Consider the following 14,784-nt stretch of genomic DNA (forward strand, 5'->3'; position numbering starts at 1 on the left):
ACTAATAATTTATTTACTAAAATACCTTAAGCTTTATGCAGAGACATTTCACCGATCTAATAATCGGTATTAATCTAGGCAAAATTATGAAGCGTTTTTTAAGTGCATTACTAATAAGTTTTACGGCTTTAACATCTTTGGGTGGATGTAGCTTGACTGACCCTGTGACTGCAGCGGCCAGCGTGGGAACGCTTGTTCATACAGATAAAACCATAACAGACCATTTCGTAAGCTGGGCAATGGCCAAAGACTGCTCTATTGTTTACACGTCAAAAGGTGAAGCCTATTGCCGAGATGAACAGCTGGAAAATGGATTAGCAAATTCAGGCTATGAAAACCTCTATTGTTATCGGAATATAGGTGGTGTGACTTGTTATGAAAGCCCTTACGATGAAGCCAGTTCACAAACCACTATCTACCACAGCACACAATTTCCACCATCAAATGTTGCTTCTGGGAATTAATCACTAAGAACATTGGCTTACAGCAACTATTTTCTAACAAAATTTCAAGAATAAGTGGACCTTTGTCGAAAAATCAGCCACCCTGTATGCATGGATATTCATTGCGTAAAGGTGCTGAATGACCGCTGTTTATTACCTGAATAAGAGGAAGAAAACCTCTCACCAAATAACGTTCAACAAACAAGAACTTGGGCAGTTGCTCTCCGTTTACAGTCAACGGGTCGCCAAAGGAGAGTGGCGAGATTATGCCATTGATATGTTGGGGGACTGTGCGATTTTTTCCATCTTCCGCCATGCCCACGAAAACCCTTTGTTTGCAGTCGTAAAATCAATGGGACACAAAAATCGATACGAAGAATACACCGTTTTTAATGGCCAAAAGAAGCTCAAGCGAACGCGTAATCTATCCGAAGCTCTCGAAGTTTTTAATAATATTCTTCACCCTGTTAGCCACTGATTAACGCCTGGGATTCTATAAATACTACAAGACATAAAAAATAATTCTGTAATCAAGACATGTCACATGAATGAAAAGAAGCTGGATCAGCTATATGTCAGGTCTGTAAATAATATTTAATCAATATCTTAAGCTTTAAGGAAACACCGCAAATGTTGGTTGCCGATAGTTTCACAAATGCTCAGGCTTATGCAGAGCAAGCTATCACTATCATGGGGCAAAGAGGAATCCCCTCGACACCGCCGAATTACACAATCTGGTACGATTACGTCAGCGGGAAAAATACAGATCTCAAAATCGCCATAGATAAAATTATTCAAGACGATAAGCCCTTTACCCTAGAAACCTGTAATGAGCTCTATAAGCAATTTTATTTAACCGACGCCACCCATGGCGATCACTTACAGGAAGCCGGCGCAAGAATCCAAGAAACTCTGCAACAGGTCATTCAACAAATCAGCGAAGCTGGTAGTGACAATGCAAATTATGGCGAGAAGATTACCAGTATTGCAGATGATATGGCCGGAGAAGACAATTCATCATCTCTCCAGCATTTTGTGCAAGAAATTGTGCGGGAAACCGCTGCCATTACAGAAAAGAACAAAGTCCTTCAAAGCAAGTTACAAAAATCATCCAGCGAAATTGATACACTACAGGAAAACCTAGAAAAGGTGAGGACAGAATCTTTAACCGATGCCCTTACTCAGATTGGAAACAGAAAGCTCTTTGATACAAATCTAATCAAAGAAGCAGAAAAGTCCGAAGAAGAAAAAACTGACCTTTGCCTTCTTTTGATGGATATTGATCACTTTAAAAAATTTAACGATACCTACGGCCACAGAGTTGGCGACGAAGTTCTCAGGGTTGTGGCCGGTCAATTAAAAAGAGCTGTAAAAGGTCAGGATACACCAGCACGATATGGCGGAGAGGAATTCACCTGTATCCTGCCCAATACCAGTCTCCACGATGCGACCAGTCTTGCAAATCAGATCCGAGAGAAAATCGCCAAACAGGTATTACGCAATAAAAAGACCGGGCAAGAATTTGGAAGAATTACCCTTTCAATCGGTGTTTCAAGATATGTAAAAGGTGAATCCCTCGAAGGTTTTATTCAACGAGCTGATGAAGCACTCTACAGAGCAAAAGATCAGGGTCGTAACCGTGTAATACAAGAAATTTCTTAGAACGCCATCACACCTGATCACTTAACATAAAAGATATTATGATGACGCTCTCTTTCAAAACAGCGGCCGCTACAGATTTGGAAAAACTAATCTCAATTCGTATCGCTGCGATGAAAGAGAGCTTAGAAAACATCGGGCGCTTCAACCCTGAACGCGCCCGAGAACGCTTTGCCAGTAACTTCACCCCGGAAAAAACAACGCTTATTTTGAAAGAGAACGAGATTATAGGTTTTTACGTTCTGTTTGCCAAAGATGATTATCTTTGGCTTGACCACCTCTATATAGATCCCACCGTGCAAAGCTGCGGTGTTGGGGCAAAAGCTATGATGCAAATAGTTGCTAAATCCAGCGAAAAGAAACGACCTGTAAAGCTTTGCGCCCTAAAGGAAAGTAGAGCTAACAATTTTTACAAAAAACACGGGTTTAAGCTTACTCACTCAGAGGAATGGGATAACTACTATACACGCCCCTATTTGGAAGAAAGTTTTCCCTGAGAAATCACACCTAAGATTTTTCACTGAATTAGATTGCTGCCGTCAAGGCAAGTGGATGCTTGCTCCGCCACTGTCATCCTGGCCAATTATAATTTCTTCAAGAACCCGCTCTGAACGCTCAAGCCGCTTGCTAAGCTTTTCGATAATCTGCCATTGATCTGCCAGAACATCGCTAAGCTCTTGGATGGTTTTATCCTGTTCTGCGATATAGCCTTCGAGAACATTGATACGTTCACTTAACTCTTCCATTTTGTTTTCTTTCAACTGCAAACCTCGAGATTTCCCCTTCGCCTCGCCTTTGTAACGGTTTTGTGCACCTACGTACAAATAGAATATAAAAGTTTATTTTGATAATTCTAGAAATACAGTTTAATATATACAAAATTCAATCAAAAAGAGTCCCAAGATGAACGTAGAAACTGCCGCATTACAGATGGAAGCTTTGGGTAAACCTAAAAGGCTGGATATTTACCGGGCGCTCATTCGTGCCGGGAAAGAAGGACTGTCCGTCGGCGCGCTACAAGACAAACTGGAAATACCGGGATCAACCCTATCGCACCACCTGAAAACGCTGATGATTGCAGATTTGATCACACAGGAAAGACAGGCAACAACACTGATTTGTCGCGCTAACTACACATCAGTACAGCAGTTGGTCGATTACCTCGTTTGCGAATGCTGTATCGACGCATCCCAAGATAGTGATGGCTGCGAAATCGATGCTTCACTTACATGCCGTTAAGCAAACTTAATTGCCTAACGACACAATTATTCAACACAAAACCCACGAAGGGAAAAGCACATGAAAAGAAAAAAAGAAACATCAAAAGCAACAACACCTGAAAATCAGCAATGCTGCGGTGGAACACCCACTCACAATACTGACGCCTGTTGCAAAGCCGATGAGATTGCCAAAGAAGAAGGGCAAAAAGGGTGTGGCTGTTCGTGTAGCTCCCCCGAAAGTGCTTAACTCACACCTCGCTGATCATCCCATCATAGATCCTCACGATAAAAACGGACACACAAATGAAAAAGGCGAAACACTTGGTTTCGCCCTTAACATAAACTTGTATCGCAATATTATACTTACAGAATTATTCCCACTCGATGGTTCCTGGTGGCTTTGATGTGCAATCATAGACCACCCGGTTAATTCCACGGACTTCATTGATAATCCGGTTGGAAACACGGCCTAAGAATTCGTGATCAAAGTGATAATAATCAGCGGTCATTCCATCGGTTGAAGTAACAGCACGCAGAGCACAGACAAAATCGTAGGTTCTCGCATCACCCATGACACCAACGGTTCTGACGGGAAGCAGAACGGCAAAAGCCTGCCAGATTTCATCGTAAAGTCCTGCCTTGCGGATTTCATCCAGATAGATTGCATCCGCTTTGCGCAGGATATCGCACTTCTCTGGCGTGAGTGGCTGTCCCGGAATACGGATCGCAAGACCAGGCCCCGGGAAGGGATGACGATCAACAAAGGTATCAGGTAGACCCAGTTCACGTCCGAGATCACGAACCTCATCTTTGAACAGTTCTCTTAATGGCTCAACCAGCTTCATGTTCATGCGCGCTGGCAACCCGCCCACGTTGTGATGCGATTTGATCGTTACACTCGGGCCGCCCGTGAAAGAAACGGATTCAATCACATCAGGATATAGCGTTCCCTGTGCGAGGAAGTCTGCGCCGCCAACTTTGTTTGCTTCTTCTTCGAAGATGTCGATAAAGAGGCCGCCAATCGTTTTACGCTTTTTCTCGGGATCAAACTCATCCCCAAGAGCTCCAAAAAACTTCTCCGCAGCATCAACATGGATCAGTTCGATGTTGTAGTGATCCCGGAATAAAGTAACGACCTGTTCAGCTTCGCCCATACGCATAAAGCCGGTATCAACAAACACGCAAGTGAGCTGTTCGCCGATAGCTTCGTGGAGCAGAACAGCAACAACAGAGCTGTCGACACCACCGGAAAGGCCACAGATTACTTTGCCGTCACCAACCTGTTCACGGATCTTGGCAATTTCCTGATCCTTAAAGGCGGCCATGGTCCAGTCACCGGAACAACCGGCAACACCATGGGTAAAGTTCTTTAACAGCTGGGCGCCGTGCGGTGTGTGCACCACTTCGGGATGGAATTGAACAGCATAGAAACGCTTTTCATCGTTTGCCACAGCCGCATAAGGCGCGCCTTCGGACGTTGCCACCACGCGAAAGCCCGGTGCCAGTTTGCCAACGCGGTCGCCGTGGCTCATCCAGACCTGTTCTTGTGTGCCGACATTCCAAACACCGTGGAACAAAGCACAGTCTTCTTTGATATCGACGATGGCGCGACCAAATTCCTGATGATCAGACGTTTCAACTTTACCGCCGAGCTGTTCCATCATGGTCTGCTGCCCATAGCAAATGCCAAGAACCGGAATACCCATTTCAAACACCTTCTTCGGTGCAGACGGGGCATCATCCCAGGTTACAGAGGCCGGACCGCCAGAGAGGATAATACCTTTTGGTGCATAGCTTTCCAAAAGCGCGTCATCAACGGCGTTAAAGGGATGAATTTCGGAATAGACACCGCTTTCACGCACACGACGTGCAATCAGCTGGGTAACCTGAGACCCGAAATCAATAATGAGAATACGATCAGTCATGGATGGAACTCATGCTCCGCTATAAGCCCGACACCATTTTTGGCAAATCCAACCAACGGTATCCAGGGCGCGTTCAGTTTCACGCCCCTTACCTGCCGTAAAGCGTGACAAATGTCAAAGACAGAAACAGCCCTTTTGCCTGTTTTACACTCTTTTTATAACAAGTCATAAAGATGGCGTTTCTCTTTTTGCCGTCATTTTTTGAGCTACGAAAGAAAAACATCCAAAAACGAAACTATCCAGCGCCCGAGAATATGATCCGGGTTTGAGTAGATCAGTTTTACGGTCATAAGAATCGACGTCACGACCAAAAGCGGCCGAATAATCCGCGCCCCGTGTTTCATGGTCATCTGTGCGCCAAGGTAGCCACCGATCACAGACCCGCAGGCCATGATCAGGCCAACGGACCACACCAGACTGTCGCCAAGGATGAAAAACAGCAGCGAAGCAAAATTACTGGTGAAGTTCAACAGCTTCGCATGAGCCGTGGCTTTCAAGATGTTGTACCCAAGCAAGGTCACAATTGCCAAAGTGAAGAACGACCCTGTTCCGGGACCGAAAAACCCATCGTAAAACCCAATGCCAGTTCCAAAAAAGAACGCAAAGACATTACGGCTGATCCGTTGGTGACGATCTTCATCCCCCAGCTTGCGCTGAAACAGGAAATAGACGGCGATTGCAATCAACAAAAAGGGAATGGCATTGACCAGAAAGCTACTATCAACTGACCGTAAAACAAGTACGCCAGCCCCCGCCCCGACAAAAGTCAGGACAATCGGCAGTATCCATGCCTTGATATCCAAATGACCTTTGCGGATAAAATTTAGCGTTGCTGAAAAAGTTCCAAACGATCCCTGTAGCTTGTTTGTTGCAATTGCCTGAACCGGCGACAGCCCAACAGTCAACAAGACAGGTAGCGTAATCAAGCCCCCGCCCCCGGCGATTGCATCAACAAAACCTGCGAAAAGACCCGCAGCAAACATCAGCGCAAGAAGCTCGGGAGAAAAGAAATCCATTCTGGTGACCTGTCGGAAGAAGAAAGCCGAAAAACAAAATCGGGAAAACAGGATTTAGTCCTAGCAAGCTTTTCTTAGCTTTGCATCAAAAGATATTATCCCATCAGGATTGTCAGCGCACAAATTGTCCCGATTACAATCCCAGAGCAATCTTCATCATAATATCCCAGTGCTATACTTACGACTGTCTTTCCAGTACCGCACAAAAGAAGCCGTCAAGGCCGTGTTGCGCGGGGGATACCTTCATTGTTTCGTCGATAAAGGTACAGGGTTCCATGCCCTGCTCGCCCCAAATCTTACTGGCAGGTACGCGTACATAGTTTGGATGCTTTGCAAGGAAGGTATCAATCTGGCCCGTGTTTTCCTCATCAAGAACCGAGCAGGTCGCATAGATCAGTCGGCCACCAATCTTTACACAGGACGCCCCCTGTTCCAGTACTTTAGTCTGCATTTCCTTGTAGTTTGCGAATTTGTCTGACGTAATCCGCAAACGTGCATCCGGTTGCCGCCGCCAAGTGCCGCTTCCTGAACAGGGGGCATCGATCAAGACGCGGTCGAAGCCTTTGCCAACGTCTTTTGCAGACATCTTCTTCAGATTATCCTTGTTCAGCGTCGCATAGCGGATGTTTTCAATCCCGGCCTTTTCAACCCGGGGCTCGGCCCGTTGAAGTCGGCGGGGATCAATATCCATTGCCACCAATTCACCATCGTTTTGCAGCAACGCGCCCAAGGCAAGAGACTTGCCCCCGGCACCCGCGCAGAGATCAAGCACAGACTGACCCGGTGTCACGCCACACAAGAGAGCGATAAGTTGTGATCCTTCGTCCTGAACTTCGACCAGACCATCGCGAAAGGCTTTGCAGTTTCCGAGGGCTGTGCGCCCCTGAACCCGAATACCCCAAGGCGAAAATTCTGTCACGGCCCCTTCGACATTATCTTTGCTGAGTAGCGCAATTGCCTGATCCCGTTCGCCCTTTAGCAGGTTCGCACGCAGATCAAGACTGGCCTGATGTTGTAAACCAGCAGCTTCCGTCTTGGCACCTTCGATACCAAACTGTTTTTCAAACAAAGCGTAGAGCCAGTCTTGTAGTTCCCCCTGAACCGCTGCGGGCATATCCGGATGATTTAGATCCTGTCCCTGTAGTGTTGCCAAAGCTTCGTTTTCAAACTCGCTGAGGGCACGGGGGCTGTAATCCCCACCGTCGCAAATTTCATCCAGTTCAGAAGCTTTCAAACCCTCGATCAAAGTTGCGTAAGATAGAACCAGTGATCGGCACCCGTCCCCAAGGCCTGATTTGATCGTCCACCAATCAAGTCGACACTTTGATCGGATTACGCCATAGACTCGTGCAGAGATATCCTTGCGATCTTTTGAGCCAATAAAGCGCCGCGCCCGCAGGTAGCTGTTGACCACCCGATCCATGGGCAGGGATGAGTCCATAACTTCGGTCAGAAGTTCGATTGAAGTTTGAATACGTCCAGAAGGTCTCACAACAGATCTCGCGTCTAAAGCTGGGAATAAAAAGGGCGACACCCGTTACAGGGGGCCGCCCTTTCTAAATAGTCGATTAGGAAGCAGAAACCAAACCTTGATTACTTACGATCTAATCTTTTGAGTTCTTAACCACCGCTGCGATAGTTCGGGGCTTCGCGGGTGATTGTCACATCGTGAACGTGACTTTCTCGCAGGCCAGCGTTTGTAATTTTACAGAAAACGCAATTCTCACGCATGTGATCAATTGTCGGAGATCCGGTATATCCCATGGATGCTTTCAGACCGCCAACCAACTGGTGAACGATGGCACTTGCCTGGCCTTTGTATGGCACACGACCTTCGATGCCTTCAGGAACCAGTTTCAGGTTGTCTTTGACATCATCCTGGAAATAACGATCAGCAGATCCGCGCGCCATGGCACCAACAGATCCCATACCGCGATAAGATTTATAGGAACGCCCTTGGTAAAGGAAAACTTCCCCCGGGCTTTCGTCAGTACCGCCAAGAAGCGAGCCAACCATAACCGCACGTGCCCCGGCGGCAATTGCCTTGGCAATATCACCAGAGTTCTTGATACCGCCATCGGCAATAATGCCGACATTGCTTTTGTTCGCAACTTCAACCGCATCCATAATCGCGGTTAACTGTGGGACACCCACACCGGCCACAATACGGGTTGTGCAGATAGATCCTGGCCCGATGCCAACCTTCACCGCATCTGCCCCTGCGCCGATCAGGGCGCGCGTTGCTTCGGCTGTGGCAACGTTACCCGCCACGATCTGTGTTGTCGGATAGGCTTTCTTGATCAGCTCAACTGCGTTAATCACGCCACGGGAATGACCGTGAGCCGTATCAACAACCAAAAGATCTACGCCAGCGTCAATCAGAGCTTCCGCACGGGCGAAACCTTCCTCGCCAACGCCCGTTGCCGCCGCCGCACGCAACCGACCATGTTCATCTTTACAGGCAATCGGGTGTTTGGCCGCTTTATCAATATCTTTAACGGTAATCAGACCGATACAGCGATAGTTATCATCAACAACCAACAGTTTTTCGATGCGGTGTTGATGCAGTAAACGTTTCGCTTCGTCCCCGGTAATGCCCTCTTTAACCGTGATAAGGTTTTCGCTGGTCATCAATTCTGAAATCGGCTGGTTCGGGTCTTGGGCAAAGCGCATGTCACGGTTGGTAATAATACCGACCAGTTTACCCGTTTTATCTTCGACAACCGGGAAGCAGGAAAAGCTGACGCTTTCCTGAAGACGGAGGATATCAGCCAATGTCGCACTGGGCGGGAATGTCAGTGGATCGGCAACCATACCGGATTCAAACTTTTTGACCTTGCGAACTTCACTGGCCTGTTCTTCGATAGAGAGGTTCTTGTGAATAACGCCGATCCCACCAAACTGGGCCATTGCAATCGCCAGACGGCTTTCGGTGACCGTATCCATTGCAGAAGAAAGCAGCGGGATATTCAGTTCGAGAGAGGCAGTCAGCTTTGTGCGCGTATCTGCCTGTGCGGGAAGAACAGATGATTCTGCAGGCTGGAGCAGAACGTCATCAAATGTGAGAGCTTCGCGGATGTGCATGTCAATCTATCCCTTAGACGCGAGGAAACCTGGTTTCCCGTATGGGTGCCACACCATAGTGGCTAAATCCGATTGACGCCGCATTCTACACAGAAGCGACCCAAAGCCAAGTGATTAAAAGATGACGTTTCAATTATTTTATATGCAGGTCAGGTTGCGCATAAAACAGAATGACAAAAAGCCCTGAATTTTCAAATATTCAGGACTTTTTCACACTTTATTTGTGCCGCTATAGCGACCTTAATTTTCCTTGAAACCTGTCGCGACAAGGAACATTTCAGAAGAATCCTTGCGACTGGAATCTGGTTTGAAATGGCGCACGCTTTTAAATTTAGTTTTCACTAACTTCAACAACTCGGCCTGCGCCCCGCCCTGTAGGACCTTGCCGATAAAACTTCCGCCGGGAACCAGAACTTCCTCAGCAAACATCAGGGCGGTTTCCATCAGGCCCATAATCCGCAGGTGATCCGTCTGAGGATGCCCCGTTGCCGCCGCCGCCATATCCGACAGAACAATATCGGCAGGCCCGTTCAGTTCAGCCTTAAGACGCGCAGGAGCATCGTCATCCATAAAGTCGCCCTGCAGCAGAACAACCCCGGCAATCGGTTCGACCTCTTGGAGATCCATGCCCACGATATGCGCTCCGGGTCCACAGCGTTCAACAGCGATCTGACACCAGCCCCCTGGGGCGCATCCTAAATCGACAATGCGGGAATTCTTTTTGAAAATTTTAAACTTGTCGTCGATCTGAGCAATCTTAAAGGCTGCCCGTCCCCGATAGCCGCGCTTTTTGGCCTCCTGGACATAGGGATCGTTGAGTTGACGGTTCAGCCAGCGCGCAGAAGAGTTCGAGCGCCGAGCCGCAGTTTTCACACGGACTTTCAGTCCACGCCCCGAAGGATTACTGCTGGGGCGAGAGCCGCCTTTTTTGGATTTACCTGAAGAGCTCATTCTTCCACTTTCTAACTGCCGCTTTCTGACGCGTGATCACAAGATCAAAGACATAGTATAATATACACCAAGCTTTATTGGCATAGTGTTTCATAGCAGGGCTATACATCAGGATTGATAAAATCTCAAATATCTAAATATCAACCCTAAGCTTATTGCCATAAGAACACAGAACAGAAAGAACAGAAAATTCACAATACGTTCGAGGTCTGTGCAAATATGAAGATAGCCTCAGGAGGTAAAATATAAGCTAAAGAAATATCCCCAATAAAAAAAGCACCCACCCTTTAAACGAAGGTAGGTGCTTTCTAATTAAACAAAGGCAGGTGCTTTCTAACATCTTACGATAACAGTAAAATCGACGTTTTAATCGATAATATTGGGCACCGTTGTTTCCATACCGGCGCTTTCTCGTTTTCCGTCATTGTAAATGGCTTTTACAAGAGCAAAACACTGTAACACCATCACGACAGAGAATGGTAAAGCCCCGATCACCATCGCCGTTTGAATGGCCTTCAAACCACCAACCAGTAACAGTGCAGCGACAACCGCACCTAAAGTTACGCCCCAGAAAATGATATGCGGACGTGCTTTTGGACCTTCGTCGCCTGCGGCATTAATGGTGTTCACGATCAGTACAGCGGAATCTGCGGTTGTAACCAGATAGGTCATCAACAGAACAACAATCATGACTGACATCAACCACCCAAGTGTGGGAGACAGCATGTATTGAACCATCGCAAAGATCTTGTCCCCATCAGGCACGCTAAAGATTGTATCACCAGCATCACCATTGAGTGTCAGATCGATGGCTGTGCCACCCGCCCAGGTAAACCAGACAAAACACATGATCGAGGGAACAATCATGGCCCCCAACACAAATTCTCTGATTGTCCGGCCTTTGGAAATTCGGGCAAGGAACAGACCAACAAAGGGTGCAAAGGCAATCCACCAGGCCCAATAGAACACAGACCAACTGCCCTGCCAGCCTTCTAGTTTGGTTGCCACGCTTCCTTCGACACCATCAGTGGTCCAGACCCGGAAAAGCATATCGGGCAAGGCAATCAAATAGTCCCACATACCGACAAATAAAGCCTGCAAACCAAAGAAGGTTGACCCAAAGATCAAGAAGAAGGCCAATAGGGCAATACTCAGACCCATGTTAATGTTCGACAGCCACTTGATACCTTTGCCAACACCCGAAAGAGCGGATGCCGTTGAGGCAGCCATAATCACAACAATCGCCACAATAATGCCGGCTGTGTTCGCTGTTCCTGCTTCGTTGGTTAACCCGCTAATGCCAATGCGCTCCAGACCTGAAACGAACTGCTCGACACCAAAGCCGAGAGTCTGAGCCACGCCTAAAACCGTTGCGACAACAGCAACAATATCAACAGTATGTCCGATAGCCCCTGAAAGTTTGGATCCAAATAACGGCGTTAAGGATGATCGCATCGTCAACGGCAACCCGCGACGATAACTAAAGAAACCCAGGGCAAGACCCGCTATTGCATAACAAGCCCACGCGCTTATGCCCCAATGCAGGAATGACCATTTATACGCCATTCGAATATTGTCGGCCGACGCACTGTTTGTAATCCCCTGAATGACCTCGGGATTATTGTTAAAGTGGTAGATCGGTTCAGCAACAGCCCAGGTTAACATGCCCACGCCGATCCCCGCACCAAACATCATGGAAAACCACGAGAAGTTTGAGAACTCTGGCATATCATGGCTTTGACCCAACTTTAACCGACCCGCAGCAGGCCAAAGTGCCAAAGCAATACACATGATGATAAAAAGGGCCACAGTCCAAATATACCACATGCCGAATGACGCAAGAATGAAGGTATTAATACTGTTCAGGACTGCACCAGATTGCTCTGGAAAGGCAATTGCCCAAACCACTAATCCACCGATGAGAAACTTGGACGAGATTGTAACCATCTGACTAAAGCCTCGATAGAAGCCGCTTTCAGACGTCTTGATTGGTAGCTCTGTAAGAGCTGGTTGTATCGACATTTTTACTCCCCGCGTTCTAATGCCCGGGAACACTGGCATTAGATTTTTTAATATCATTGAAGTAAAGGCACAGATTAATTTGAAGTGTTGAACCTAGATCAGATTAATATTTGCCTTAACGTTTCTTTGTGTGTGAATATTTTTGTAATAATCGGGCTAAATTTAAAGTGGGTAATTAATAATGGCTGACATAAACCAAGCTTATAGGAAAATTAATCACAACCTTGTCGGACTTTATGCATTTGAGATCGTTGCCCAGCACGGAAACTTCACCAGTGCAGCAGAGGTTTTGGGCCTAACCCAGCCAGCAATTTCCCAACGCATCAAAGGGTTAGAGGCCGAACTCGGGGTTGTTTTATTCAAACGGCAACATCGCGGTGTTGTCCTAACCAATGAGGGTTTTCGCCTTTTAAACGCGATTAGCCCTGCGATGAAGCAAATTGGTAGCTCGGTTACGACCCTGCTGGAACGAAAACTGAAGCCAAGAGTTCGCCTATCCGCTGACTTTGCCTTTTCAACCTTTTGGCTTTTACCCCGGTTACCACATTTACGGTCAGAACTGGGGGATGAAATAGAGATACAGCTTCTGGCATCGCAAATCCCGCCTGAAGAAGACGAAGAAGAATTTGATATCAATATCCATGTCCGTTCATGGGAGAACAGCACCGATACCGAGGCTCTGCTTATTCAGGAAAAAGTCGTTGCCGTTTGCAGCCCGGATTTTCTGGAAGCCAACGGCCCCATATCTTCATCCGAAGAATTGTTGGACAGCCAATTGCTCAGCCTTTCAAAACCACCATCTGCCGAATGGATAACGTGGTGGGGATGGTTTGAAAACCTGGGCATCGAAGGCGAAAGACTTTGTAATTACAACAGCTTTAACAACTACGATATGATTATTCAGGCCGCGGTCTCTGGGCAAGGTATCGCCTTGGGATGGCTCGGGCTAATTGATCACTTAATTCAGGACGGTCAATTGGTACAGGTCACAGAGGATGTTGTAACCAGTAACGCCGGGTACGTTATGTCCAGAAACCCCAATACAATAACAAAAGGGCCGGATCATGTTTTTGATTGGGTCATGAACCAGCTCCCCGACGCGATCAACCCTCGTTGATCAACTTGTAAAGGATACCTTCGCGCAGCCCCCTGTCGGCGACCCGCAGTTGCGCTACAGGCCAGAGCTTGGCCAAGGCTTCGAAGATCGCACAGCCCGCAACGACAAGATCGGCGCGTTGACTGCCGATACAGGGGTTCGCCACCCGTTGGGCATAGGTCATGCCCGCAATCTTGTGACAAAGACCGATGGCGGTATCGCAATTGATCAACGTGCCATCAACCCGGTTGCGATCATAGCGAGGCAGCTTTTTATACACCCCGACCAGCGTCGTTACCGTGCCGGATGTTCCCAACAACTGTAACGTGCCATCGTGAACCCGTTGGGCAAAGCCGTGTTTTTGTTCAAAAATCAGAAAGTCATCATAGATTTCCTGAACCATCTGTTGATAGGTTTCCGGCGTAATATCACGCCCGCCGTATTTCTCGGCCAGGGTCACAACGCCTTTGGAAACGGAATACCAGTCTTCCATAATCGGGTTTGGCATCACGGGCTTGGACATCGTCGTCTTATTGGAAACCGTTTTAGATGCCGTCGTTTCGGATGTCGCCGCTTTCTCATCACCCGATGAAGAATCTTTGTCTCCCAGACGAATCCAGCTTACTTCGGTACTGCCCCCGCCAATATCAAAAATCAGGGCTTCGGGCAGGTCGGGGTTCAGCAAGGGCGCACAGCCCATAATGGCTAGGGATGCTTCTTCCGAGTTGTCGATAATTTCCAGATCCAGCCCGGTTTCCCGCTTAACACGTTTGATAAAATCATCCCCGTTTGCCGCCCGGCGACAAGCCTCGGTCGCGACACAACGCAGTTTTGTCACACCACGGCGTTTGAGTTTGCTAGTACAGATCTTAAGCGCAGAAAGCGTTCGGCGCATGGCCTCTTCCGACAGGTTGCCTGTCTGACTTAACCCCTCGCCCAAACGGACAATACGAGAAAAGGTATCAAGAACGCGAAAGTTTTTGCGGCTGGAACGCGCGACTAACAGGCGACAGTTATTTGTCCCCAAATCTATCGCGGCGTAAACATTGCTATCCGCCCGTTTTGCCGCCTTTTTTGCAAAGGCTTTTTTACGGGCCTGTGAAGTAACCGTCAAAAATTCTGCTCCTGATACACCCGGACAACAATCCGGTACTCCCTTCTTACGAATTCAAAGGGGGAGAAATCAACATCTATTCACCACCAAAGCCCTAAAAGTGCCCCAAAAGCAAAAAAACATCACAGGATGCAAAAATGTGTTGTAAGATCTGAGCCAAGGGACTATATGAAGCCCCGCAAGTCACCGTTATCAGCAAATCTGGCCCGCAGCAAACGCTCAATGATCATCATGATCTTCCAGAATTTTTAAGC

Annotated in this window: 15 protein-coding genes; 7 read left to right on the forward strand and 8 right to left on the reverse strand. The window is 47.5% G+C overall.

All coding sequences use genetic code 11. The features are described from left to right. Positions 1-86: 86 nt before the first annotated feature. The 4 genes from BKB51_RS08830 to BKB51_RS08845 all read left to right on the forward strand — a co-directional run bounded on the left by BKB51_RS08830 (position 87) and on the right by BKB51_RS08845 (position 2,599). On the forward strand, positions 87-464 hold the full coding sequence (locus tag BKB51_RS08830) for a hypothetical protein (protein WP_085900718.1): 378 nt from the start codon (positions 87-89) through the stop codon (positions 462-464). 118 nt (positions 465-582) lie between these two features. Continuing rightward, positions 583-921 (forward strand): DUF2794 domain-containing protein, encoded by a 339-nt coding sequence (locus tag BKB51_RS08835; protein WP_085900719.1) that lies wholly within the window; start codon positions 583-585, stop codon positions 919-921. Between the two features lie 152 nt (positions 922-1,073). Beyond that, positions 1,074-2,105 (forward strand): GGDEF domain-containing protein, encoded by a 1,032-nt coding sequence (locus BKB51_RS08840; RefSeq protein WP_085900720.1) that lies wholly within the window; start codon positions 1,074-1,076, stop codon positions 2,103-2,105. Between the two features lie 38 nt (positions 2,106-2,143). Continuing rightward, positions 2,144-2,599, forward strand: a complete 456-nt coding sequence (locus BKB51_RS08845) for a GNAT family N-acetyltransferase (protein ID WP_085900721.1) — start codon at positions 2,144-2,146, stop codon at positions 2,597-2,599. A gap of 42 nt (positions 2,600-2,641) precedes the next feature. Here the strand turns inward: BKB51_RS08845 and BKB51_RS08850 are convergent, their stop codons facing one another. Beyond that, positions 2,642-2,848, reverse strand: a complete 207-nt coding sequence (locus BKB51_RS08850) for a SlyX family protein (protein WP_085900870.1) — start codon at positions 2,846-2,848, stop codon at positions 2,642-2,644. Between the two features lie 157 nt (positions 2,849-3,005). Here BKB51_RS08850 and BKB51_RS08855 point away from each other — a divergent pair, with 157 nt between their 5' ends. Together BKB51_RS08855 and BKB51_RS20740 are read left to right on the forward strand one after the other, a co-directional pair. Beyond that, a complete protein-coding gene (locus BKB51_RS08855; RefSeq protein ID WP_085900722.1) occupies positions 3,006-3,341 on the forward strand; it encodes an ArsR/SmtB family transcription factor in 336 nt (111 codons plus the stop codon). A gap of 60 nt (positions 3,342-3,401) precedes the next feature. Then, positions 3,402-3,569 (forward strand): hypothetical protein, encoded by a 168-nt coding sequence (locus BKB51_RS20740; protein WP_158090185.1) that lies wholly within the window; start codon positions 3,402-3,404, stop codon positions 3,567-3,569. A gap of 124 nt (positions 3,570-3,693) precedes the next feature. Here the strand turns inward: BKB51_RS20740 and guaA are convergent, their stop codons facing one another. From guaA to BKB51_RS08885, 6 genes are all read right to left on the reverse strand, one after another. Then, positions 3,694-5,247 (reverse strand): glutamine-hydrolyzing GMP synthase, encoded by a 1,554-nt coding sequence (gene guaA, locus BKB51_RS08860; protein WP_085900723.1) that lies wholly within the window; start codon positions 5,245-5,247, stop codon positions 3,694-3,696. Positions 5,248-5,453: 206 nt separating this feature from the next. Next, positions 5,454-6,263: a TSUP family transporter gene (locus tag BKB51_RS08865; RefSeq protein WP_085900724.1), complete on the reverse strand. Its 810-nt coding sequence runs from the start codon at positions 6,261-6,263 to the stop codon at positions 5,454-5,456. A 178-nt stretch (positions 6,264-6,441) separates the two neighbouring features. Continuing rightward, positions 6,442-7,755, reverse strand: coding sequence for an RsmB/NOP family class I SAM-dependent RNA methyltransferase (locus tag BKB51_RS08870; RefSeq protein ID WP_085900725.1), 1,314 nt, complete (start codon positions 7,753-7,755; stop codon positions 6,442-6,444). Between the two features lie 128 nt (positions 7,756-7,883). Beyond that, entirely contained in the window at positions 7,884-9,347 is a 1,464-nt protein-coding gene (gene guaB / locus BKB51_RS08875; protein WP_085900726.1) for an IMP dehydrogenase, read from the reverse strand. Between the two features lie 240 nt (positions 9,348-9,587). Beyond that, the gene (locus BKB51_RS08880; RefSeq protein WP_047764780.1) at positions 9,588-10,298 is read right to left on the reverse strand and encodes an RlmE family RNA methyltransferase; all 711 of its coding nucleotides are present in this window, start codon (positions 10,296-10,298) and stop codon (positions 9,588-9,590) included. A gap of 366 nt (positions 10,299-10,664) precedes the next feature. Beyond that, a complete protein-coding gene (locus tag BKB51_RS08885; RefSeq protein WP_085900727.1) occupies positions 10,665-12,320 on the reverse strand; it encodes a BCCT family transporter in 1,656 nt (551 codons plus the stop codon). Between the two features lie 181 nt (positions 12,321-12,501). On the opposite strand from BKB51_RS08885, the gene BKB51_RS08890 reads away from it, so the two are divergent. Beyond that, positions 12,502-13,437 (forward strand): LysR family transcriptional regulator, encoded by a 936-nt coding sequence (locus BKB51_RS08890; RefSeq protein WP_085900728.1) that lies wholly within the window; start codon positions 12,502-12,504, stop codon positions 13,435-13,437. Here the strand turns inward: BKB51_RS08890 and BKB51_RS08895 are convergent. Then, the gene (locus BKB51_RS08895; RefSeq protein ID WP_085900729.1) at positions 13,424-14,530 is read right to left on the reverse strand and encodes a Ppx/GppA phosphatase family protein; all 1,107 of its coding nucleotides are present in this window, start codon (positions 14,528-14,530) and stop codon (positions 13,424-13,426) included. The two genes, BKB51_RS08890 and BKB51_RS08895, sit on opposite strands and share 14 nt — an antisense overlap. Positions 14,531-14,784 lie beyond the last annotated feature (254 nt).

The organism is Kiloniella majae, from assembly GCF_002118315.1.
Classification (GTDB): domain Bacteria; phylum Pseudomonadota; class Alphaproteobacteria; order Kiloniellales; family Kiloniellaceae; genus Kiloniella; species Kiloniella majae.